This is a genomic window from Pseudomonas sp. NFIX10, assembly GCF_900111955.1.
GTDB classification, from domain to species: domain Bacteria; phylum Pseudomonadota; class Gammaproteobacteria; order Pseudomonadales; family Pseudomonadaceae; genus Aquipseudomonas; species Aquipseudomonas fluorescens_AA.
In genome coordinates this window covers 177561-199910 of the sequence record NZ_FOKH01000008.1, presented here as the reverse complement: position 1 = coordinate 199910, position 22350 = coordinate 177561, and the positions used below count along the sequence as shown (strand labels likewise).

Here is a 22350-nt window from a genome sequence, read left to right as displayed (position 1 = left end):
TCCCCAGGGTAAGAGCTTTCATCAAAGGCCAGCCGATAGGGAAGCAAATTGCTTGGAAAATAAATTCAGCCAGTCCATCCAATGGCTCACCTCACAGAGCAGATCCCGCTGAATGACCAGCCTTGAAGCGCAATCATGTGGCTCCAACCTAGCGGTGACAAGAGGAAGCCGATGGGGCAAACGATATCGAGCAAACAACTTGCATATCAGTTGATCTGGCGGAATCACACTCGGTGACTTGGTTGAACGCTTACACAATAACTACAGAGGCCGCAAATGCAGCCTCTCAGAGCGCCTGGCAAAGCCGCCTTTAGCATAATCACGCAACTTGCGAAGGCGCCTCTTTCAATCGTGAGCAACCTCAGAAATCAACAGTAGCCGACACCTTCAGCGTACGCGGTGCACCTTGAGTCAAATAACCACCGTTGGCCGAGGCCCAGTAGCTCTCGTCGGCGACGTTTTCCAGCATCGCGTTGAAGGTCAGCGCGCGGCCTTCCATTTTCGTCCGATAACGCGCGCCCAGGTCGACGCGGGTCCAGGCGGGGATGCTGTAGTCGTTGGCGCTGTCAACGAACTGGCCGCCGGTGCGCAGTAGCAGGCCGTCGAAGGGCTCGCCGAACAGGCTCAGCTCCACGCCGCGATTGCGCTGCTCGGCATCCACTCGGTAGTAGCCATCGCCGCCGAGCACGCCCTGGGGCTGCTCAATGCGGAACAGGCTGAGGCTGCCGCCGAAGGTGCCCCAGCATAAGTCTGTCCTGTTTTCCTTGAGTTGCCCGCAGCAAGTGCCAAAAGTTTCCCTCAAATCCCAGTTCAAGGATCGATGGCATGTGGAGTTGGATCTGCGTAACCTCAAGAATACGCTGGGGCTTGAAGCACTGAGCTGCAAGACGCCGGATATGGCCGTCAAAGAGTTATGGATTTACCTGCTGACGCACAACCTGATACGGATGCTCATGACGCAATCAGCTCTGTTAGCCGACTGCTTGCCTCGCGAACTGAGCTTCAAGCATAGCCTTCAGCTATGCCTTGCGTTGAAGTAATACGGGGCGAAGACGCAGCGGTTCAGTGCGTTCCATGATCGGCGGCCTTGACCTGTCCCCACCCCAATCTGCAGAAGTTAATCGGAATACACGCACTCTCCATCCTGCTTGATGAAGGGTGCATGTTGATCAATCAGCAGGCTTGGGCTGTTTACGATTACAAGTAAAAGAGCCTAGAAAGATCCGCGAGAGCAGCCCGAACCGCGCTTCTCCATCGTTGCTTGACCCCAGAGCAATGCGGGGTTCAACTGACATACCCACCCCCAACCGTTCCAAACCTGGTTGCTCTGCATCCAGCAAGATACGGATCGGGAAGCGACGCACGATCTTGGTGAAGTTTCCTGAGGCGTTGTCCGGTGGTATTACAGCGAACTCAGATCCACTCGCTCCAGAAATGCTCTCCACATATCCGCAGTACGTGTGATCTGGCACGGCATCCACTTTGACTTGTACGCGATCACCCTGGCGCATCCGCGCCAGTTGGGTTTCTCGTAGGTTAGCCTCGATCCACAAATCATTGGTCGGTGTAATCGCCATAAGTCTGGTACCCGCGGTTACATATTCGCCCAAGCGAACATTACGCGCAGCCACAAGCCCCTCACGCGGCGCTTTGATCTGTGTCCAGGACAGATCATTGTTAGCCCGTTGCAGCGTCGCTTGTGCGGAATCAAGCTGAGCGTCGATGACGGTTCGCTCAGCACGCAGTACTTCCATTTGTTGTTGGGCATAAACGACCTGAGACTGGTTTTGCGCCAAGGCCGCACGCGCACGTGTCCAGGCGGCCTTGGACTGATCGTATACCTTCCGGCTGATTGCTCCTTTATCGACCAACGCTTGTGCTCGATTAAAGTCCGCTGACGTTTCGCTTAAGGAAGCTTGAGCAGATATCACGCCGGCTTCTGAAACCTTGATCTGAGCTTGTTGCAGCCGTTGTTCTTGATCCAGTTGCATCAGAGTTGCATTTTGTTGCGCAACGGAGGCCGCTGCCGTTTGGACTGCTACCTGATAGTCCGACGGATCTATACGGATCAGGACATCTCCCGGCACGACTTGGCGGTTGTTTTCCGTTTCGACGGCAGTCACGTAACCACTGACCTTAGGTGAAACGTAGGTTAGATTGCCCTTGATGTAGGCGTTATCGGTACGCTCGAAGTCAACTGTCTTGTGCCATTGCGCATACGAAAACGCCACGGTGACAAAGCACACATTAGCAACCACCGCTGCAATTAGTATTCTGCGACCACTGGCCCAACGCGTAGCAGGCTTCTGTTCATTTTCTGGAATTGCATTCATCGGGTGGTCTCGGGCTTGGCGGGTTGAACGGGAAGAGCAGCCTGGGGTGTCGCAAAAGGGAGCGTGGGCAAAGCCCATACCAGGATGGCGCCCACGAGCATCACCAGCGTGGTTACTAGAAAAGCGTCGCCATAAGCCAATGTATAAGCCTGATTCATTGCGCTGTCGGACAGCTTGCTCAACGCGGTGCCGTGGGTAGCAGCGCCATCGGTGACAAACCGTGTATAGAGTGACTGGCTTTCAGCGATACGCTGGGTCGTCAGGGGATCGGTGCTACCAAGCGCTTCAGCTATACGCGCGTAGTGGTATTTCTCGCGTTCTGTGACCAGATGCCAAAGGCCTCCGAGTCCACCTAAAAGGGCATACATTCTGGCCAGGTTGAAGATAAGGCCGCACGTCGTCCCTTCCTCCTTGCCGACCCCAAACACAGCGTATCGAAGCAAAGCCACCTGAACAAACGCCTGGCCGAAGCCGACCAGCGCAATGGGGGTGCGAAACTCATCGAGAGCCCAGTCGGGGGCCAGGTCACCGCATAGTGCAGCGGCCCAGGCAAACGTCAACAAGCCAATGCAAAGCGCTACGCGGGCGTCCATGCGCCTGACGAGCCAATATGCCAGCACGAAACCCAGTACCGTACCGGGCACCATCACCAGCAACAGTTCTCCTGTCTGCTGCGCTTTGAAGCCGCGCATACGAGCCAGATATTGTGGGGCAATCCAGACTGTAAGCAGCGTGCCAAAGCGGAAGATGAACGACAGAATGATCGCCCAGGCGAAGGTCGGTTTTCTGAAGATCTTCAGGACCAACAGCGGACGCTGTGCGATCCACAATGAGTGTGCACCGTAAGCAAGGCCAACCAGGCTGCTGAGTAATAGGGCAGGAATCCACCATGTTTCCAGCCAGAACCGACGCTCACCTTCTGCCATCACGACCATAAGGCCACTTAGTCCGGCGGCTAGAAAGGCATAGCTCGGCCAGTCCTTGCTGCTGAGGTACTCGAGGTCGCCGCGCTCATCTGGCAGTACTTTGGATGCCAGCAAGGTATAAATGCCACCGACCACTGCTTGTATCCAGAACAGGCCTCGCCAGCCGGATTCGGTAAGCAGATAGCCACCGATGAAAGCCGCTATACCCGAACCGATGGACGTGGCAAGCGCAAACAGGGTCATGCCTTCGAGCTGACCGCGCCCAGGAAACAGGCTGGTCATGACAAGTTGCATCATTAGCACAGGGAGCATTCCCCCGAAGAAGCCATGAATGAAGCGTGCAACCAAGGCCCATTCGTAGAAGGGGGAAACGGCAACGGCGATCGAACTGAGGGTGTAGAACAGCCCGGCGAGCAACATCGCTCGACCTCTGCCCAATGATGCTGCCATCGTCATAACGATGGGCAAACCGCAGATCGCGCCCACGTTGTATAGCGTGTTCAACCATGCAGCGTCATCGCTGCTCACTGACAACCCACCACCAACATCGCCGATGGTGAGGATCGACATCACAGAGAAGGTAGTGCCTGCAACGGCGCCGAGACTGGAAACAAATAGTGCGAAGCGGATCGGCAAAAGATCGGAATACGCCATGGATACTCTCCGCCACGCCATCAATATACGGCTGGCACTTGGCAGTTAAATAAGTGACGCTACTCGAAGTTACTCGGCGCTAAGCTGCTTCGAATGGGTACCAAGCCGTATGAAGGCAATCGAGTCGTTTCATAAGCCGCGAACACGGCGCTCATCTACTCGTCAGGCGTCTTTTTCGGCAAGTAAACTGGCCACCAGCGCTGCATCCTCCACGGTCGTGAGGAAGCCTCGACCGGTCATTGGCGATGACAGATGGGCATCGCACCAGGCGAATGTGATTTGTCGGCGACCAGGTTCGATTGAGCCGTCACGTCCGCGGAGCGTGACTGCAACCAGTCGATATTCATCGACGAAATCTATCCGTAGGCCACCATTCGAGGCCCAGGCAACGGGTTGCTGCAGGCGGTCCCCCGATCAGTCCACGCCATGCCAGATACCCTGCATAGTGAGCGGAGCCTCAAATCTTCGACACCAACGATTTTCATGACTCGCTTACGTTGTAAGCGAGCACGTTAAGGCTCGTCCCAGCGCAGACTTCGACCAGCTCGTGAGTGAGGAAATGCGTCGCGCCCATACATCTTTTGAGCATTCCGAAGGGGGCTCAAACAATGCCATCTCCCTACGGTTGCGACCCCTCGCAGATCAACAGCCCGACGTTGGCTAGGAGGGAAGCGCTCAACCGATGTTCAATGCCTGAACCAATTGGCCACCTTCAGGGGTGCTCCAACTGACCGCCAATTCAGCAATAAGCTGATTAGTGCTTGTCAGGACCACGCCGGCGCGCTCCATGCGGCGCAGCGCTATGTCGTCCGCGATTTTGGTGGGCGACCCGCCAGCATCTGCGACCACCTGTACCTCAAAGCCTTGCCCAACCAGACTCAGCGCCGGATACACCGTGCAGACATCGTTTGTGACCCCAGCCAGGATGAACTTCGTGCGACCTGTCGCTTTGACGGCAGCAGCGAACGCTTCGTCATCCATGGCATTGACGATGCCTGTGCGCTGGATGCGAGCGGCAAATTCATTGGGCAAGATGTCTTCAAATTCGCTCAGTAAAGGGCCCTGGGCAGCGTCTTCCATGCTCGAAGTAAGCACCGTCGGTATTTTTAGGATTTTGGCAGCCTTGGCAAGAATGATTGCGTTCTTCTTCATTTCATCGAAGGTCGTAGACGCTACCCAGCTCATAGTCCCGACTTGGTGGTCAATTAGGAGCAAGGCCGAGCTGTCGCCGGTGAGTCGTTGGAAAGTCATGATGTACTCCTTGTGTGGCTCGATAAATTTGGGGGGAAATCCGTCTAAATCAGAGGTAATTTGTCGTCATGATGGGGGAATCCAATGTGCCGAATTCGCCGTGCTGGTAGGCGGCTATCGCGGATGCCAGAGCGGCGGTCGAAGCCATTGCCATCGGCCCTTGCCAATAGACCGGTTGGCGTAATGGCGATCCACTGAAAAGCACCGCTTTTGCATTACCTTCCGGTGCCGAAAGAATGACTTCATGTACAGTCTGCTGCTCAGGGAACGCTGGCACAGCGAACTTATCGCGCTCGAAAATTTGTCCATTTACCGCCAATGTCCCGTGGATCGGCATCACGAAAGCCGTGTTGCCGGGGATGATCGGCACGCAGAGTTCAGCTCCGTCCTCAAGAGCAATATCAAGGAGAGTCAGTTCGGTCGGGGTCTCCAGGGGAGACTTAGCCCCACCGAAGGTTCCGAGCGGTACTCGCACCTTGGTGCCAGAACCATCTACCACCGGGACATCCGACGGTCCTAAGCTCAATGCAAATGGCGCATTTTGCTGCCGTTCCTCGGAGAGGTTCACAAAGATCTGCAGTGTGTGGACAGTTTTCCCTTTCTCAACAGGGAATTCTTCGTGCACTACCCCGCGGCCGGCGGCGGTCCAATGCAGACCTCCTGGCTGGATTATGTTGTGATTACCCAGTGAGTCACGATTGTCGATGCCGGTTTCCGAATCGAGGAAGAGATAGGACACTGCGGAAAAACCTGCATGCGGATGGGCCGGAAACTGAGGCGCGCTGATCCACGCATGATCAACCCCCAGAATCGGGTCAATAGGTTCGCCACGGGGTCCATCACCGCGCAACGAATAGGCGCGAAAATGGCTGCTCAAGTTCATCGGACGCAGGCGGCAAATTACCGGAGAAACAACAGGTTTTGCTTGCGCAAAGGCCAGCGTATCGAGCTCGTCGTCCAAGTCCTGCCGTCGGCGGTTGAGAAGATAGTTTGTATCGGAGGACGAATCTTGGCTCATGGCTAGTTCCTAGGAATTGCTATAACTCATGATGACCCCGCTCTCTTTTGGGATAAATAGGTGTCTACGGAATTCACTGATCCATTATTGGAGCAAAGGTATGAGCCATCTTGATGACATGGCACTGTTTGTCGAAGTGGTGAAAGCTAAGGGCTTTCGGGGAGCGGCCGACGCCTTGGGCATACCCAACTCGACTTTGTCCAGGCGTATTGGTGCATTGGAGAAAGCGATAGGGTTACGGCTATTGCATCGCACCACACGCAAGGTCGAACCGACGGAGGCAGGACAACTGTATTACGAGCGCAGTAGGCGCATCGTGGAAGAGGCGCGGCTGGTGCATGAGCAGTTGGGCGATATGCTCGCTCAGCCAAGAGGCGTGTTGCGCGCGTCAGTACCGGAAGGTTTTGCGATAGTTTTTTTAGCCCCGCTGATTGCAGAGTTTTCTTTGCTTTATCCAGGAATAACTTTCGAATTCGATTTAACGTCAAGGCTAGCCGATTTGGTCAGTGAGCCCCTAGATGTTGCCATCCGAATGGGATATCCAGCGAATTCAAATCTGATCGCGAGGCGGCTTGCTTCTCTGCCACGATACCTCTATGCGTCGCCTAAGTATCTGGAAATTGCCGGAGAGCCGAGTCATCCTGATGAGCTAAAGGGACATAAGTGCCTCCGTATGCGTGCACCAAGCGAAAGTTCATGGACATTGCAACATGAGGGCGAAACAGCTCAAATTTCTGTTGATAGCAGTCTTACGGTAAACAGCGTAGCAATGACTCAGCGTCTGGCCACTTTGGACATGGGGATCGCAATGCTCGCGGAGCGCGTCGTGGTAGAAGACGTTGCTGCTGGGCGACTTCGTAGAATTTTGCCAGACTGGAAAGCAACGCCGGTACCTGTTTATGCAGTCACCGAAACTCGATTACTTCCGGCCAAGACACAGCGATTTATAGACTTCTTGCATCAGCGTCTATCTGATCTGTAAATGCGAGTCCTGGTGTCATTGATGCAAGCTTTGATTCTTTCCGTTTCAGCCTCACTCATTCCAAATCAGCTCAAGATGCGGGCGAAATTGTGATGAAACAGTGTTCATTTTCTTTTGTAGACGTTTGATGACCGCTATTGGCCGATCCCTGACTAGCGCGCAAGACTCCAATCAAATCAATAACGACGGAGGCCGCAAATGCAGCCTCTCAGAGCGCTTGGCGAAACCGACTTCGCGTGATCACACAGCTTGCGACGGCGCCTCTCTATCGTGAGCGACCTCAGAAATCAACAGTAGCCGACACCTTCAGCGTACGCGGTGCACCTTGAGTCAAATAACCACCGTTGGCCGAGGCCCAGTAGCTCTCGTCGGCGACGTTCTCCAGCATCGCGTTGAAGGTCAGCGCGCGGCCCTCCATTTTCGTCCGATAGCGCGCGCCCAGGTCGACGCGGGTCCAGGCGGGGATGCTGTAGTCGTTGGCGCTGTCAACGAACTGGCCGCCGGTGCGCAGTAGCAGGCCGTTCAGGCTCACCCCGGGCAAGCCGGGCACATCCCAATCGGCGCCCAGATTGAACTGGAATTTCGGCACACCCACTGCCTGGTTGCCATCGTCGCGACCGCCGGTGGTGCCGCTAAGTTCGGCTTTGGTCCAGGTGGCGCCGCTCAACAGGCGCAGGCCGTCCAGGGGCTCGCCGAACAGGCTCAGTTCCACGCCGCGATTGCGCTGCTCGGCATCCACTCGGTAGTAGCCATCGCCGCCGAGCACGCCCTGGGGCTGCTCGATGCGGAACAGGCTGAGGCTGCCGCCGAAGGTACCCCAATCGAGCTTGGCACCCACCTCGGTCTGCTTGGAGCGATAGGGTGCGAACATCTCGCCGTTGTTGAGCGCGGCGGCCGGCGCAGTCGGGCCCTGTTGCAGAGACTCGACGCGGTTGGCATAGAGCGACAGGTACTCGGTGGGCTTGATCACCAGGCCATAGGCCGGCGTGGTGATGCTTTCCTGATAGTTGGAGGTGCGGGCACCGCTGGCCGCGTTCCAGGCGTCGGCACCGATGGACTGGCGGCGCACGCCCAGGGTGAGCAGCACGCGGTCGTCGAGCACGCCCAGGGTGTCGGACACCGCCAGGCTACGGTTCTGCACCTTGGCGGTGGTGTCCGGGTCGTGGATATCGCCGGAGACGCTGGTGGCCGGCGGCTCGGCGACGGGCTGGCCCTGATACAGATTGCCGAAGCCGCGACTGCCCGCCGCGGTGGTCTCGAACGCGTTGCGCTTCTCCTGCCAAATGCCGTTGGCGGCCAGGTTGATGCTGTGGCTGACCGGCCCGGTGGCGAGTTCGCCGCGCAGCCCGGTGACGGCGCTCAGGGTTTCCTGATCCAGCGGCGAATAGAGGCGGCCGATACGGGCGTCGCCATTCGCGCCGTAGACGTAGTTGGAGGCGTAGACACCGTTCTCCCGCGTGTATTTGCCGCCTGCGCTCAGGTAGGCGGTCCAGGTGGGCGACAGGTCGTACTCGGCGCTGAACATGCCATAGGTGTCTTCGAGCTGCGACCAACTCCAGGGTTGCGCGTAGTTGTGGTCGGAGTCGGGTGCCGACGGCGTCTTGCCGTTGAGTGTGCTGGTAGGTCCCGTCGTGGTGAGGTAGACCACCGAGCGCCCCTCATTGACCCGTTGCTTCTGGTAACCGAGGTCCGCGGACAGGCGCAGACGGTCACCGCGGTAGTCCAGACCGAGGGTGGCCAGGCTGAAGCGCGAGTGCTCATCGTCCACCGCGGTCTCGCCCTCGCGCTGGGCCAGGTTCACCCGCACGCCGAAGCGGTTGTCCTCGCCGAAGCGCTGGCCCAGGTCGAGGTGCCCGCCCACTCGGCTGTCGCTGGCGTAGTCCAGGGTGGCGCTGCGCGTGGGGGTGTCTTCGGCACGCTTGGAGACCACGTTGATCGCCCCGCCGACACCGCTGCCCGACGGCGACACGCCATTGACAAAGGCGTTGGCCCCCTTGAACACCTCGACCCGCTCGACCGACTCGGTGGAGATGATCTGGCGCGGCAGAATGCCGTACAGCCCGTTGAAGGCAATGTCGTCGCTGAACAGCTGGAACCCGCGCACGACGAACACCTGGGAGAAGTTGCCGAAGCCGAACGACTGACGCACGCCCGGATCGCTGGCCAGCACATCGGCCAGGGTCTGCGCCTGGCGCTTCTCAATCAGTTCGGAGGTGTAGCTGGAGAAGGCGAAGGGCACATCTTGCATGTCCTGATTGCCCAGTACGCCGATGCGGGCACCCCGCGCCGCCTCCCCACCGGCGTACTCGGCTGGCAGGTCGGCACGGCCTTCGGCGAGCCCGCTGATGGTGGTCGGGCCCAGCTCCAACACGCCCTGCTCGGGCAGTCGCACCAGGGTGATGGTGCCGTCGTTGCCGGTCTGGAAGGTCAGGCCGCTGCCCTCCAACAACCGCTGCAGGCCGTCGACCACCGAATAGTCGCCCTTGAGCGCCGGCACCATGGCGCTGCCACGGGTCAGACCAGCGTCGTAGAGCAGCCGCACATCGGCCTGCTCGGCGAAATCGGTGAGCGCCGCGTCGAGCCGCTGGGCAGGCACGTCGAGCTGGACGGCTTGCGCCTGTGCGGCGGCCATGGCCAGGGGAAGAACGGCTAGCGCCGCGAGGAAGGAGGTCGACCGCATGCTGATGTCCTTGGCTATCAATACGAAGAAGTCGCATTTGCAGGAACGGAAGACGAAGGCGGAGATGATTTCTGAACCATCGCCGCCTAAATATTTTCTTTTTTTGAGGGACAGGCGCGGGTCTCAGCGGCGCGATGTGACCAGGATCAACCCCGGCAGGCGCACCAGACGCACAGGCAAGGTGGTTTCCACAGCACTCAACACCGCCTGTGGGTCGTCAAGGGCGAACACGCCGGTCACCTGTAGCCGGCGAGCGGCTTCGTCGACAAACAGCACCCGCGCAGACTGGCTGCGCTCAAGCTCGGCGAACACTTGCTCCAGCGGTCGGTCGCGGAAGACCAGCTTGCCGCGCTGCCAGCCCAAGCGCTGGCGCGCATCCAATGCCTGCGGCGCCTGCAGCGCCGCGCCGCGCCACTGCACCTGCTGCCCGCCGACCACCGGCAGCGGTTCGCGCCCCTCGCTGGAGGCCAGCACGCGGCCCTCGCTTACCGCGAGGTCGACACCGCCCTCCTCCAGACGCACATCGAAGCGCGTGCCGGTGACGCGAATGCGCGCCTCGCCGGCCCTGACAATGAACGGTCGGGCCGGGTCATGGGCAACCTGGAAATCAGCCTCGCCGCGGTACAACCTGACCTCGCGGCGACCGTCGACAAACTGCCAGTCCAGCGCCGAATCGCCGTTAAGGGTCAACAGCGAACCATCGGCCAGACGCACCTCGCGCACCTCCCCCGGCTGGGTGCTGATGTCGGCATACAGGCCAATCCAGGTGCCCCGCGGTAGCCACAGGGCGAGCAACAGCATCGCGGCGCAGGCCAGCGGAGCCGCCCACAGTCGACGACGACGCAGCACGCGCACCTGAGGCTGCTCGGCCGGACGTTCTATCTGGCCGAGCAACGACCACAGCCCTTCCACCTCACGCAACGCCTGCTCGTGCTCGGGCGCCGCCTGGCGCCAGGCCTGCGCGGCAGCGCGATCGGCAGCGGTGGCGCGGCCAGAATGCAGCAGCACCTGCCATTGCCGGGCCTGGTCGAGAAGCGAAGGATGAGTCACGGCTGCGGGTCCATCTGCTTTTGGCAGTGTTCGAGGGCCTTCAGGATATAGCGTCCGGCCATGCTTTCCGAGACACCCAGGCGCTCGCCGATCTCACGCTGGGTCAGCCCGTCCAGGCGATTCCACAACAACGCCTGACGCTGATGCGGTGGCAAACCCTGGACCACGCCCTGCAGTCGCTCCAGGCGCTGGGCGTCGCTTGCCGCTCGCTCCGGACCCGGCTGGGCACTGACCAATTCGATGGATATCTCCTCCTCGACGGGGCGCGATTTTTGCTGACGGCGGTAGTCGATGATCAGGTTGCGCGCGATGCGATAGAGGAACGCACGAAGATTGCCGATCTCCTTCCCGGACTCGCACCGACGAAAGCGCAGCCAAGTCTCCTGGCGCAGGTCGGCCGCCAGCTCTGCGCACTTCACCTGCCGCGTGAGGAAGCGCAGCAGCTCGCTCGAATGGCTCTCGAACTGGCCGTCGGCGGAATGAGGATCGGATGGCCTGGACACGCAAGCGACTCAAGCGAGGAGGAATCGCGAGAATATATCAAATGATAATGACTTTCAATCACACCAAAAACAAACACACGCGGGTCGCGGCCCTCCCCCGTACGAGGTTGACCGTCAAAGGAGAAGGCCTGCCAGACCTCCTGTTGCCGAGCTTCGAATGTTCAACCTGCCGCGCCTTGGCATCAGGAGATCAAGCCCAGCGTCAGTGCCTTCAGGGTCGCGGCAGCTCGGGTCGAGCATTCCAATTTGCGAAATATGCTCTCCATGTGTGTGCGAACGGTGCTCGGACTGATGTCCAGCAGTCGCGCCACCTGCTTGTTACTGGCGCCACGGCTGATTTCCAGGAGTACATGACACTCCCGTGCGGTGAGTAACGAACCCTTCGGCTGATGAGTCAGACGCTCGCCACGTGCAGCGGCGATAACCGCTTCGCATACAGTCTTGTCGAACAGACCACTGGCGGCATCCTGCTCCAGCAGCTGGGCCGCCTCGGATTCACCGTGGGCCGCCCTCCATGGCCTGGCTTCCCTGAGTGCGACCCAGGCTACGGAAGTGGCGAACAGCCGATGCTCGGCACACAGGGCATCCCCCATCACGCCTCGAAAGTAGCCACTGCCGTTGAGCCGTTCGTAGGCATGGGAGGCAATTTCCGCAGGCACGGCCAGTTCACTGATAGGCCTGAGCGCCTGTTGCGTCCAGTAGGGAACCAGGTGCACCCGCTCCGCGGCGCCATAAGGAAGCGCCCCGGCGGTGTTCCAGAGTTGGTTGGAAACGGCTGCCCGGCCCAGACCGTAGACGAGCGCCGCCTTTCCGAGCGCTGTCAGGGTGGGTTCATCTAGCCCCCACAAGCGTGCAGCCTCCATGGCGACATGCGCCACCCGCCGCGAATGCCCCGCCAGCCAGGGTAGCTTCAAGTCAATCACGTCCCCAACCAAGGTCAGCGAGACGGAGCGTTCGGTGTCCTCATGGGTCGGGGTTTGGGAGGAGCCTTCCAGGTCTGCCAGCCACGCCCTGGCGTTATCCCTGAGCAACGACGCAAGGGCAGCGGGATAGCGCCGATCCGACTGGTCGTGGATCCAGCGCAGCGCCGCGTCCAAGCCATGTGCTCGACTGAGAATATCCAGATCACCTGCAAGCACCACCTGATAGGCGACCTCCGGAATGTGCTCATGGGTCAAGCCCAGCGGCCGGCCAGTCCCGTCGTAGGTTTCGAATACGCGGCACAAGCCTGCCTCGACAGCGGCCCCCAGTTCGAGGGTTTTCGCGACTTGGCCAGAGACCTCGCAGTGCACGACGGCCAGCGGGGTCGCCTGATGCACCGCGTTCATAGCCTCTTTGCTCAGGGTCAGGTCGAGCATCGCACGGCGGCCATCGACGTCATCGCCGAGCAGATCCGCAAACCCTTCGGCGTTGGCGGTGCAGCCGGACCAGCGCAGCAAGGCGACCTGTTCCGCTACCTTCAGGTGCTCGCCATCGCCGTGTGAGGCCTGCGCCAGCCTGCGCGCCAATGCGGCCACCCGTCGGGAATGCCCGAGTGGCTGGCCCATGCTGAGGTCCCCGACCTGACCGATCGCCTGCAGCGCTGCGCTCAATGAGATGTCCAGTTGCAACGCGCTCTCCATGAAAATGCCTTGGGGTCGGATAAATGACCGATGCCCACGAATCAGACCAGTCAGCAGAATTGAGCTCCCACACAGGAGTTCATCCCATGAAAACATTCAGATCAAAAGCCGTCACCCTCGCCTTCGCCCTTGCAAGCACATTGGCCGCAGGTATCAGCCAGGCCCAAGATACAACGCCTTCGGTAGTCATCGTACACGGCGCATTCGCCGACGGCTCCGATTGGGCCAAGGTCGTGCCGCTTCTGCAGGCCAAGGGGGTTGCCGTTTCGGTCGTGCAAAACCCGCTCACCTCGCTTGCCGACGATGTCGCTGCAACGCAAAGAACGCTGAACAATCAGACGGGGCCGGTCGTACTGGTCGGTCATTCCTGGGGCGGCACCGTGATTACCCAGGCCGGCAACGACAAGAAAGTCCGCGCCCTGGTGTACGTCGCCGCTTTCGCCCCCGATGCCGGTCAAACCAGCGGCGAACAAGGCAAAGGCGCGCCCACGCCCCCGGGCATCAGTCAGATCAAGGCTGACGGCAACGGTTTCCTCTACTTGACCCCTGAAGGCATGGCCAAGGACTTCGCCCAGGATCTTCCAGCGGCGCAAACCGCCGTGATGACCGCGACGCAAGGCCCTATCAAGGCATCCGCGTTCGAGGACAAAACGAGCGTCTCTGCCTGGAAGACCAAACCGTCCTGGTATCTGCTCGCCACCGAGGACCGGATGATCCATCCCGATGTCCAGCGTTCCGCCGCCAAGCGTATCGGCGCCACCCTGGCGCAGGTGCACGCCAGCCATGTGCCCCAGCAGTCGCAGCCGGCCGAAGTGGCCAAGGTGATTCTCGAGGCCGTGAAAAGCGTCGGCGAGCAGTGATCGCTGCGACGCGGCCCCCCTGATAACCTTGGACCCAACCACTGCATCGATATGGACGGACGCATGAATCATCGGCGTGATCGGAACTACGACTTCATCGTGTGTGGTGCGGGTACGGCGGGCTGCGTGGTCGCGGCCCGCCTTGCCCAACAGGACAACACACGCGTGTTGTTGATTGAAGCAGGCAACGAATATTCCGGCCCTGAAGTTACAGAGCCGGCGCAATGGCCGCTGAACCTCGGTTCAGAGCGCGATTGGGCATTCGCAGGACAACCCGATCCCCACCTCAACGGGCGTCGTCTTCCCTTGAACATGGGCAAGGGACTCGGAGGTGGCTCCAGCATCAACGTGATGGTCTGGGCACGCGGGCATCGATCGGACTGGGATCACTTCGCCGCCGAGTCCGGCGACTGCGCCTGGGGATACGATTCGGTACTGGATTACTACCGCAGGATCGAGAACTGGCACGGTAGCCCGGATGCCGCACGGCGTGGTTCAGGCGGCCCCGTGCATGTCGAGCAGCCGGCTTCGCCTCAACCCCTCGCCTGGGCAACCCTGGAAGCGGCCAGTCGTTTGGGTATCCCCCGATATGACAGTCCCAACGGAGCGATGATGGAAGGCCCCGGCGGGGCCGCGATCACCGATCTACGCATCAACCAGGGCAGGCGCGAATCCGTTTACGATTCCTATGTCCGGCCACGGCTGCACCAACCGAACCTGACCGTCCTCACCGGCGCGCTGGTGGCCCGTGTCCTGCTTAGCGGCACCAGGGCGGTCGGTGTGGAAGTGATCATCGAAGGGCAACGGCACCGCTTCTTTGCCGAGGCCGAAGTCGTCTTGTCCATGGGCGCGGTGAACACGCCCAAGGTGCTCATGCAGTCAGGCATCGGCCCGGAGGGTGAACTGCGCACCCATGGCATCGTCCCGATCAGTCACCTTCCCGGTGTGGGTCAGAATCTTCAGGATCATATTGCCTTTGGCTGTACCTGGGAGTACCTGCAACCCCAGGCGGTTGGTGGCGGCGGTTGTGAAACCACGTTGTACTGGAAAAGCGACAGTCGCCTGGACGCCCCGGACCTGCTGCATTGTCAGCTTGAATTTGCGGTGCCCTCTCCTGCTGAAGTGGGTATCCAGCCACCGCAACAGGGTTGGACGATGTTCGCAGGGCTGGCCAGGCCTGTCAGTCGAGGGCGCCTGCGTCTATCGGGCGCCGGGCCGTCGGATGCGCCACTCATCGAGCCGAACTCGCTGAGCGCGCCCGAGGACATAGCGGCGGCATTTGCATCGATCGACCTCTGCAGGGCACTCGGGAACAGCGAAACCTTCAACCACTTGGTAAAGCGCGAGGTGGTGCCCGGGCCGAAAGCGCACCGCGCCATGGAGCAGTTCATCCGCAATTCCGCCGTATCCTATTGGCACCCGTCCTGCACCGCGAAAATGGGCCGAGATGAAATGTCTGTGGTCGACCATCAGCTGCGCGTGTATGGCATCGAGAAATTGCGGATCGCGGATGCCTCGATCATGCCGCGAATCACCGTCGGCAACACCATGGCGCCTTGTGTGGTCATTGGCGAGCGGGCAGCGGATCTCGTCCTCGCGGCCCAGGGTGTCGAGGCGTTGGAGAACGGACCTCTTTCAGTCAAAAAAGGAACGACGCCCCCAACTGGAAGATAGCGTCAGCCAGGGAGGCAAAGCGGGACCGCCATGCCGAGGGCACCTTGACTGCCCGCGGGTCCATGAAGATCAACCTGCAATTGTGCCCGTTGTCTGCTCAGCCGGGGTGTTCGCGGCCCGCACAGCACTGGGAGACAAGCCCACCGAACGTTTGAAAGCCCGGCTAAAGGCGGCCAATGAGCCGTACCCCAATTGGCTGGCGACGGTTTCGACAGGTTGATGCTCTCGGCTCAAACTTAGAAAAGCCAAACGCATTCTCAAATCTGTCAGGTATCGAAGTGGAGAAACGCCTGTCGCCAGAAGAAAGCGCTGCGCAAACACCGATCGAGACTGATTGGCTTCGTTCGCAAGCATCGCCACTGTCCAATGTTTACCGGGATGCTTGTGCATCATGACGATAGCCCTGCTCAGTCGGGGATCCCTTAACGCGCTTAACCATCCGGTGGCACTATCGCATCCGCCTGCCACCCAACTTCGTACGATGAGCGCGGCGACCACTTCGGCCAGGCGCGCCAAAATGCCCATGTGCCCAGGTTGTAATGTGAGCGATTCCCGCTCCATTGCCTCAAGCATGGGACGGATTTCGGGTGATCTGTCCAGGAGCGTGCTCACCAGCAGAACCTCCGGCATCGCAGAAACAAGAGGCTGCATCCCGCCAAGCTCCAGTTCCATGCAGCAACTGAAGATAACCGCATCGTCCTGCGCGCTCATCTCATCGCAAGTGCCCTGCTCGCGGCGTTTAACCTCGATGACAGCGTCCAAGGCAAACGGCTTTACATCTGCAACAAGCGTGTCTTCGGTGGACAACACCCCATGGGACCCTCCACGGGGGATGAGCACTGCATCCCCGGTATCGAGCCTATACAGATCTGCGCCGGGGCTGCGCAGCCAGACGGGCCCACGTCCGACGAAATGAAATTGTGCTCGTCCTATTTCGTTGCTGAAGCCAACCCCCAAGGGCTTGGGAATTTCCATTCTGCGAAATTGAACGCCGAAAAGGCGCATGCCCATTAGCAATTCGCTGATCAGCTCACTGGAATTGGTTTGCATAGAGGGAACCTTGGAGTCTGGACGAATGATCAACATGTCCGCACCCTGGATCATAGACCGTCCTGAACCCGCTCTCTAGACTCTCCTCATCAACCTTGAGTCTGGAAGCAATCCCATGAATCACCCTCTCCTCACCCGGCTATTACGTGGCGCCTGGCTTGTCGTTTTGTTAGCTGGCCTCTCGTCAACGAGCATGGCGGCAGACAAGCGCTACACAGTGACGGCACCGGATGGGGTCAAGCTCGCGGTACAAGAGTCAGGAAACCCCGACGGCCCCACCATTATCTTCATTCATGGCTTGCTCGGGAGTCGACTCAATTGGGAGAGGCAGACGAGTAGCCCCGAGCTGCAACGCTACCGGATGGTCACCTATGACCTGCGCGGCCATGGTCTTTCCGATATGCCCACAAACGCGGATGCATACACCGACGGGCGCCGGTATGCCGATGACTTGGCAGCGGTGATCAAGGCTACGGGCAGCGACCATCCGGTATTGGTCGGCTGGTCGTTGGGCGGCGTGGTCATATCCAACTACCTTGCCGCCTATGGTGACGCTGACCTCGGTGGCGTCATGTATGTCGACGGTGTAATCGAACTCAACGCTGCGCTGATTACTGCCCATCCCGATGTGTATAGCGGCCTGGCGTCTGACGATCTGAAGACCCACTTGAACGCTGTACGGACTTTCCTTGCACTCTGCTTCCACACCCAGCCAGATGGATCGACATTCGAATTGCTGTTATCCAATGCCTCCATGGCTTCCTGGACGATGACCCGCGCCACCCCTTCAATGACTGTCTCTATCGCAGAGGGTTTGCCGAAAGCGCGCATACCTGTCCTGATGCTGTATGGCGCAAAGGATGAGCTCGTCCAAGTCCAACCCAGCATCGCCCGTGCCAAACAGCTGAATGCTCACATTCAAACGAAAATTTATGAAAACTCGGGTCATGCCCCATTCCTGGAAGAAGCGCCACGATTCAATCAAGATCTGGCGAAGTTCATGGCGTCGGCTAGCACCGCGACAAAGGGTATAGCGAGGTGACTGATGACTAATCTTACGGGCACAACATCTGCACCGTTCTTTCCTGGATTCCGGCCTCTCGAGGTAATGGCCGGTGGCGTGCAATTCGCTGGAGCCATTGGTGGCGAAGGCCTGCCAGTTCTGCTCCTTCACGGCTACCCGCAGACTCATATCGCTTGGAGGCGGATTGCACCTGAGTTAGCGAAGAATCATACGGTGATTATCCCGGACCTTCCGGGGTATGGCTCGAGTCAGCCTCTGGAGACGACCCCAAGATGGACAAAGCGACGTGTCGGTGATGCGCTGGTAGCCCTTATGGATGCGCTGGGCTACAGGCGATTCGCAGTGGTTGGCCATGATCGGGGAGCACGGGCTGGGTATCGCCTGGTGCTGGACCATCCCGACTCAGTCAACGCCTTCGCCTCCCTTACCGTGGTGCCCACTCTGGACGCGATGGCCTCCATGGACTTCCGCGCCGCCACCAAGGCTTTCCACTGGTTTTTATTTGCTCAAAAGGCCGATCTGCCGGAACGCTTACTTGCAGCGGACCCGGATGCTTTCATCAATGCTGCTTTGGCGCAAATGACAGAGGGGCGAGACGTTATTGAGGCGACGGCAATGGAGGCCTATAGGGCAGCATTCCGAAAACCCTCGGTGCGTCACGCCATACTTGAAGACTATCGAGCTGCGATGGATGAAGACCTGGCGCAAGACGCCGCTGACTTCGCAGCGGGTCGGAAAATACACTGCCCAGTGCTGGTTCTATGGCCCGACGCAGAACACACGAAAGGCCGACCTACGCCCGCCGATATCTGGCGACGTTGGGCAACCGACGTCAGTGGTACCTCCACTGGCGGTGGGCATTTGCAGCCAGAAGACACTCCAGCGCAAGTATTGGCCGCACTGAAGCCATTCCTTGCCCGGCGTGATGTCTGATACTCAGGGCCTGAGGTCTCGTTGCGATGCAACGATCAAGGGCCCATCAACCAGAGCCTGGATCTCCCTGAAGACATCCGAGGCCAACGTGGCCGGGACGCCCCAATAATCAAATATTCCCCCGTCATCTCGATGTTGGCCGCAAGTGACGAAAACACCCGTTCCAAAGCGCTGTTTGAGTCGAGTCGCCAACCACCCTACAAACCCACTGTTGTCTGCACCCTCTGGAAAATGAAAGCGGAAGACACCGAACAGCTCCTGGTCGACGGCATCGCAAGGGACCAGTTGACTCCATACGTTGTCATCCCGAACGAGCGCCAGCGCGTCAGGACGTACTGCGTCTGGAAAAGATGACAACGGAAATTCTAAAAACGCATACGTGCCGGTAAAGAACCGGACGCGCGCCTGGGCAGTCACGCGTAACAGTCGACGCTCCGCGGCCTCTGTCGTTTCATGCGATATGTTCACCATTCCAGCTCTCCCGACCTATAAGCGCAAGGCGCTACCTTTGATTGACCTAAGGCATGTTAAGCAGGAAGATTTCCAAGATAAACGTTCGATACAGAGCAACATTGACAACCAAAGGTTGTAGATATGGATAAGCTGAAAAGCATGGCGGCTTTCGTTGCCGCCGCCGAATCAAGTTCCTTTTCGGCAGCGGCGGCTGTATTGGGCGTCACCCCGCAACAGATTGCCAAACAGGTCGGCAATCTGGAATCGCAGCTGGGTCTCAAACTGATCACCCGAACCACTCGCCGACAAAGCCTGACCGCCTTGGGAAAAGAATATTATCTGCGCTGCAAGGCCATCCTGAGCGACGTCGAGGACGCCGAAGCGCTGGCACTTGCAGGGAACTCAACACCGCGCGGAAAGATAAGGATCAGCGCACCTTATAATTATGGCTCCCATCGATTAATCCCGTTCCTTACCCAGTATCTGACGCGCTATCCAGAAACCGAAATTGAATTGGAATTGACAGACAGGTTTGTGAATATCGTGGAGGAAGGATACGAAGTGGTTTTCCGGCTAGGAAAACCGCGATTAGCCGACAGTGCAGCGTTGGTACAACGCGGTTTGAAACCTTTCAAGATGTTCGCCTGCGCATCTCCAGGTTACCTGTCGCGCAAAGGGACCCCGCTCCACCCCCAGCAACTCGTGGACCATGACTGTCTGGGCTATCTGTTTTCTGATCGAATGACGGACAAGCTTTGGCGGTTTACGAAAGACAGGCAGACATTTTCGATCCCCATTGCGAGCCGACTGAAAGTCAATAACACCCTGGCCAAGGTAAACGCAGCGTTGTCGGATTTCGGCATCACGCTCTGTGTAGAGGACGTGCTTGCGCCCTACGTGCAACGTGGGGAGCTGGTCGTACTCTTCGAAGACTTCGAAGGACCTACCTACCCCGTGAATCTGATATATCCAGCCGACCGTCGTCCCTCGGCAAAGGTCAGGCGCTTCATAGACGAAGTAGTCGTCGCTCTCGGCGTGCCACAAGCCCGGAGCAGCGAGGGCTGATATTTGGCGTTTTTACACCCAAAGGTCAGCCACTCCGATCAATTGAAAGACGTCCTCTGCCGGGGGCTCGGCGAAGATGATGTCCAGGTTACGGTAACCGGAGTGATCCCCTGCCAGGCTCAACTCGAATCGAGCCCCATTGGCGTCGGCTTCGTAGCTCTTCAAGTAAGTCAGGTTCTTGGCTTCATTGACAACCACGTCCAACGTGCCGTTGTAACCATTTCCCAGCCGGGTAAAGCCCAAGGCGGACAAGTCGATCGTGTCCTCACCCGCGGTATAGTCAAGCAGGCGATCAGTGTGGTTTTCGGTGGCGGTACGGTAGCTGTCGCTCAGTGCGTCGAAGCGGAACACATCGTTATTACCGCCACCCACCAACAGGTCCCGGCCCTCTGCGCCAACCAATACATCATTCCCCAGCGCGCCATAAAGGCGATCATCGCCCGCGAACCCTTCGATGATTTCGCTTCGAGCGTTGCCCTGTAAACGATCGGCTTCTTCGGTGCCCGTTAACCTGGCTTGCTGAAACAGGATGTTGGTTTCATTCAGCGTTTGGCTCAAGTCACCGTCGAAGACCACTTCGAAGCGTTCCCCATCCGCGTTGGCATCGAAACTCTTGAGGTAGGTCCGCGTCCCGCTTTCATTGACTCGTATCGCCAGCGTTCCGTCATGTCCATTGCCCAGCCCGAGCAAGCCCAGGGACGAGAGATCGATCGTATCGGTGCTGGGGTCGAAGTCGGTGATTCGATCGCTATGGGCCGCGGTTGCGGTTCGGTAGCTGTCTGCGACTGACGGGTAACGGAACGTATCGGCACCGGCACCGCCCGTCAGCAGGTCGCGACCTTGTTGGCCATCGAGCAGATCGTTACCGGCCCCGCCAACAATGGCATCGTCGAACGAGGCGGTACCCAGCAAGAAGTCATCATGGGGGCTACCGTCAAGGTGGTAATAGCCGTCATCGGGATTGCCAAAGCTGTGATCCAGGCTACCGTCGGGGTTCAACTGAACCAAGGCGGCCAGATAACCGTCCGCCCTTGTACCCTGGCTTCCGCCAATCAACAGCTTGCCATCAGCCAGCACGACCATGTCGGCTACTGCGAAAGGAGCGTTTTGCGAGCCCCAACTCACCTGCCCCTGATTACCGAACCCAGTGTCAAGCGAGCCGTCGGCGTTGAGGCGCATGACGGTCGCCACACCGCCCGAGGCGCCCGCCAGCAGGATTTTGCCGTCATCCTGGAGCACGAGGGCGTCTGCGTGAACATCCAGGGCCAGGCTGCCGCCGTTGGCAAAGCTGCTATCCAGGCTACCATCCTGGTTGAGACGGGTCAGGGCATCCCGCCCCGTGACCAGTACCTTCCCGTCTCCCTGCAGGGAAACGTCGATCGTGCCGCTGGGTTGAATGCCGACGGATGCTGGCAGGTGCAGGATCCCTCCCTCTGCGAAAGACGAGACCAGGGTCCCCGTCGCGTCGAAGCGGGCGATATAGATTTCCCCGGAGGGATACGCAGCGCTTGCGAAAAAGCTGCCGTCGCGTTGCACAGAGAACGAGGCTTGCTGGCCTAGAGACTCATTCCAGTAGAACGGCACGGTCGCGGTACCGCCATTGCCGAAACTCGTATCGAGGCGGCCGTCGGCCAAGGTACGACTTACGCCCGACACCCAGGCGTCGCCTACTTTCACGTATTGCGCCACCAGGTAGCCCCCTCCCGGCTGCACCGCGGCATTACCGCCGTCCTCGATATCGAGCGAAACAGGCAGGAGGGATTTACCGTCGCCACTGAAGTTGCGGTCCAGGCTGCCGTCGGCATTGAACCGGACCAGACTGCCGGTGAAGCCTGAATCCTCTTCGCCGCCCAGCCCCAGGCGGCTATAAGCGCCAAGCCAGATAGCACCGTCCGGATCGACCGTGATGCCGCCGATCTTGTCCGAGCCCCATAAGGTTGTGGCTACCATGCCCGTGTTCCCCACAGCCGAAGCGGCGGGTGAAGTGCTCTGACCCATGTCCATGCCTCCGATAGCTATCTGTCGCCAAAAACAATAGACACGGCTCAGTCTGGTTGCCACTTTACGAGACGAAGAAAGGTTCTTGGACGACCCTCTACTCTGCTATCGACGCAATCAGTCTCGAGCAATTGCGCCAGGCTGGCTGAAGCCGTATAGCGTCCTGATATCACCCTAGACAGCACCTATCCGCTGGCCGAAGCCTCGGCTGCGCATCGGCGAGCTTCACGCGGCGGTCTCCAGGGTAAGATCGTGCTGATCGTCTGAGTGCGCT

19 protein-coding genes and 1 pseudogene are annotated in these 22350 nt (G+C 59.2%); 8 read left to right on the top strand and 12 right to left on the bottom strand.

The genetic code is table 11. The features are described 5' to 3' along the window. Positions 1–361 precede the first annotated feature (361 nt). Positions 362–802, bottom strand: a complete 441-nt coding sequence (locus BM321_RS10265; protein ID WP_371856617.1) for a TonB-dependent receptor — start codon at positions 800–802, stop codon at positions 362–364. Here BM321_RS10265 and BM321_RS10260 point away from each other — a divergent pair. Next, a pseudogene (locus tag BM321_RS10260) lies at positions 765–1037 on the top strand (transposase); the annotation flags it as partial. The gene BM321_RS10265 and the pseudogene BM321_RS10260 overlap by 38 nt on opposite strands. Positions 1038–1169: 132 nt before the next feature. On the opposite strand, the gene BM321_RS10255 reads toward BM321_RS10260, so the two are convergent. From BM321_RS10255 to BM321_RS10235, 4 genes are all read right to left on the bottom strand, one after another. Continuing rightward, entirely contained in the window at positions 1170–2333 is a 1164-nt protein-coding gene (locus BM321_RS10255) for an HlyD family secretion protein (protein ID WP_175534912.1), read from the bottom strand. Further along, positions 2330–3913, bottom strand: coding sequence for an MFS transporter (locus tag BM321_RS10250; RefSeq protein WP_175534911.1), 1584 nt, complete (start codon positions 3911–3913; stop codon positions 2330–2332). Before BM321_RS10250 ends, BM321_RS10255 begins: the two co-directional genes overlap by 4 nt. Positions 3914–4588: 675 nt before the next feature. Beyond that, positions 4589–5164 carry an isochorismatase family protein gene (locus BM321_RS10240; RefSeq protein WP_072458370.1) on the bottom strand — a complete coding sequence of 192 codons (576 nt, stop codon included), beginning with the start codon at positions 5162–5164 and terminating at the stop codon, positions 4589–4591. Positions 5165–5213: 49 nt separating this feature from the next. Next, positions 5214–6047, bottom strand: coding sequence for a pirin family protein (locus tag BM321_RS10235; protein ID WP_092442427.1), 834 nt, complete (start codon positions 6045–6047; stop codon positions 5214–5216). Between the two features lie 235 nt (positions 6048–6282). On the opposite strand from BM321_RS10235, the gene BM321_RS10230 reads away from it, so the two are divergent. Next, positions 6283–7164: a LysR family transcriptional regulator gene (locus BM321_RS10230; RefSeq protein ID WP_092442410.1), complete on the top strand. Its 882-nt coding sequence runs from the start codon at positions 6283–6285 to the stop codon at positions 7162–7164. A 280-nt stretch (positions 7165–7444) separates the two neighbouring features. On the opposite strand, the gene BM321_RS10225 is transcribed toward BM321_RS10230, so the two are convergent. The 4 genes from BM321_RS10225 to BM321_RS10210 form a co-directional block, all read right to left on the bottom strand. Next, positions 7445–9844 carry a TonB-dependent receptor gene (locus tag BM321_RS10225; RefSeq protein WP_092442409.1) on the bottom strand — a complete coding sequence of 800 codons (2400 nt, stop codon included), beginning with the start codon at positions 9842–9844 and terminating at the stop codon, positions 7445–7447. A gap of 123 nt (positions 9845–9967) precedes the next feature. Next, complete coding sequence (locus BM321_RS10220; RefSeq protein ID WP_092442408.1) at positions 9968–10894, bottom strand: FecR family protein; 927 nt, start codon at positions 10892–10894, stop codon at positions 9968–9970. Then, entirely contained in the window at positions 10891–11397 is a 507-nt protein-coding gene (locus tag BM321_RS10215) for an RNA polymerase sigma factor (RefSeq protein ID WP_092442407.1), read from the bottom strand. The genes BM321_RS10220 and BM321_RS10215 overlap by 4 nt, the downstream gene beginning before the upstream one ends. Before the next feature lie 182 nt (positions 11398–11579). Further along, positions 11580–13019 carry an HD domain-containing phosphohydrolase gene (locus BM321_RS10210; RefSeq protein ID WP_092442406.1) on the bottom strand — a complete coding sequence of 480 codons (1440 nt, stop codon included), beginning with the start codon at positions 13017–13019 and terminating at the stop codon, positions 11580–11582. Positions 13020–13105: 86 nt separating this feature from the next. Between BM321_RS10210 and BM321_RS10205 the strand changes: the two genes are divergently transcribed. Together BM321_RS10205 and BM321_RS10200 are read left to right on the top strand one after the other, a co-directional pair. Continuing rightward, entirely contained in the window at positions 13106–13879 is a 774-nt protein-coding gene (locus BM321_RS10205; protein ID WP_092442405.1) for an alpha/beta hydrolase, read from the top strand. A 63-nt stretch (positions 13880–13942) separates the two neighbouring features. Further along, entirely contained in the window at positions 13943–15553 is a 1611-nt protein-coding gene (locus tag BM321_RS10200) for a GMC family oxidoreductase (protein ID WP_256573401.1), read from the top strand. A gap of 69 nt (positions 15554–15622) precedes the next feature. Here the strand turns inward: BM321_RS10200 and BM321_RS10195 are convergent, their stop codons facing one another. Beyond that, on the bottom strand, positions 15623–16603 hold the full coding sequence (locus BM321_RS10195) for an AraC family transcriptional regulator (protein ID WP_092442426.1): 981 nt from the start codon (positions 16601–16603) through the stop codon (positions 15623–15625). A 115-nt stretch (positions 16604–16718) separates the two neighbouring features. On the opposite strand from BM321_RS10195, the gene BM321_RS10190 reads away from it, so the two are divergent. Together BM321_RS10190 and BM321_RS10185 are read left to right on the top strand one after the other, a co-directional pair. Beyond that, positions 16719–17645: an alpha/beta fold hydrolase gene (locus tag BM321_RS10190; protein WP_092442404.1), complete on the top strand. Its 927-nt coding sequence runs from the start codon at positions 16719–16721 to the stop codon at positions 17643–17645. Between the two features lie 3 nt (positions 17646–17648). Beyond that, entirely contained in the window at positions 17649–18560 is a 912-nt protein-coding gene (locus tag BM321_RS10185; protein ID WP_092442403.1) for an alpha/beta fold hydrolase, read from the top strand. A 3-nt stretch (positions 18561–18563) separates the two neighbouring features. Here the strand turns inward: BM321_RS10185 and BM321_RS10180 are convergent, their stop codons facing one another. Next, positions 18564–19031 (bottom strand): DUF6196 family protein, encoded by a 468-nt coding sequence (locus BM321_RS10180; protein ID WP_092442402.1) that lies wholly within the window; start codon positions 19029–19031, stop codon positions 18564–18566. A gap of 123 nt (positions 19032–19154) precedes the next feature. Between BM321_RS10180 and BM321_RS10175 the strand changes: the two genes are divergently transcribed. Beyond that, positions 19155–20078 (top strand): LysR family transcriptional regulator, encoded by a 924-nt coding sequence (locus BM321_RS10175; protein WP_092442401.1) that lies wholly within the window; start codon positions 19155–19157, stop codon positions 20076–20078. Between the two features lie 12 nt (positions 20079–20090). On the opposite strand, the gene BM321_RS10170 is transcribed toward BM321_RS10175, so the two are convergent. Continuing rightward, the gene (locus BM321_RS10170; RefSeq protein WP_256573400.1) at positions 20091–22028 is read right to left on the bottom strand and encodes a M10 family metallopeptidase C-terminal domain-containing protein; all 1938 of its coding nucleotides are present in this window, start codon (positions 22026–22028) and stop codon (positions 20091–20093) included. 216 nt (positions 22029–22244) lie between these two features. Between BM321_RS10170 and BM321_RS30830 the strand changes: the two genes are divergently transcribed. Then, positions 22245–22343, top strand: coding sequence for a zinc-binding dehydrogenase (locus BM321_RS30830; RefSeq protein WP_256573405.1), 99 nt, complete (start codon positions 22245–22247; stop codon positions 22341–22343). The last annotated feature ends 7 nt before the right edge of the window (positions 22344–22350 follow it).

Excerpts from the sequence above, each read along its gene's own strand:
- BM321_RS10255 (WP_175534912.1), bottom strand. The coding sequence starts at position 2,333 with ATGAATGCAATTCCAGAAAATGAACAGAAGCCTGCTACGCGTTGGGCC.
- BM321_RS10205 (WP_092442405.1), top strand. The coding sequence starts at position 13,106 with ATGAAAACATTCAGATCAAAAGCCGTCACCCTCGCCTTCGCCCTTGCA.
- BM321_RS10240 (WP_072458370.1), bottom strand. The coding sequence starts at position 5,164 with ATGACTTTCCAACGACTCACCGGCGACAGCTCGGCCTTGCTCCTAATT.
- BM321_RS10225 (WP_092442409.1), bottom strand. The coding sequence starts at position 9,844 with ATGCGGTCGACCTCCTTCCTCGCGGCGCTAGCCGTTCTTCCCCTGGCC.
- BM321_RS10190 (WP_092442404.1), top strand. The coding sequence starts at position 16,719 with ATGAATCACCCTCTCCTCACCCGGCTATTACGTGGCGCCTGGCTTGTC.
- BM321_RS10250 (WP_175534911.1), bottom strand. The coding sequence starts at position 3,913 with ATGGCGTATTCCGATCTTTTGCCGATCCGCTTCGCACTATTTGTTTCC.
- BM321_RS10235 (WP_092442427.1), bottom strand. The coding sequence starts at position 6,047 with ATGAACTTGAGCAGCCATTTTCGCGCCTATTCGTTGCGCGGTGATGGA.
- BM321_RS10175 (WP_092442401.1), top strand. The coding sequence starts at position 19,155 with ATGGATAAGCTGAAAAGCATGGCGGCTTTCGTTGCCGCCGCCGAATCA.
- BM321_RS10180 (WP_092442402.1), bottom strand. The coding sequence starts at position 19,031 with ATGGTGAACATATCGCATGAAACGACAGAGGCCGCGGAGCGTCGACTG.
- BM321_RS10230 (WP_092442410.1), top strand. The coding sequence starts at position 6,283 with ATGAGCCATCTTGATGACATGGCACTGTTTGTCGAAGTGGTGAAAGCT.
- BM321_RS10185 (WP_092442403.1), top strand. The coding sequence starts at position 17,649 with ATGACTAATCTTACGGGCACAACATCTGCACCGTTCTTTCCTGGATTC.
- BM321_RS10170 (WP_256573400.1), bottom strand. The coding sequence starts at position 22,028 with ATGGTAGCCACAACCTTATGGGGCTCGGACAAGATCGGCGGCATCACG.
- BM321_RS10210 (WP_092442406.1), bottom strand. The coding sequence starts at position 13,019 with ATGGAGAGCGCGTTGCAACTGGACATCTCATTGAGCGCAGCGCTGCAG.
- BM321_RS10200 (WP_256573401.1), top strand. The coding sequence starts at position 13,943 with ATGAATCATCGGCGTGATCGGAACTACGACTTCATCGTGTGTGGTGCG.
- BM321_RS10195 (WP_092442426.1), bottom strand. The coding sequence starts at position 16,603 with ATGCAAACCAATTCCAGTGAGCTGATCAGCGAATTGCTAATGGGCATG.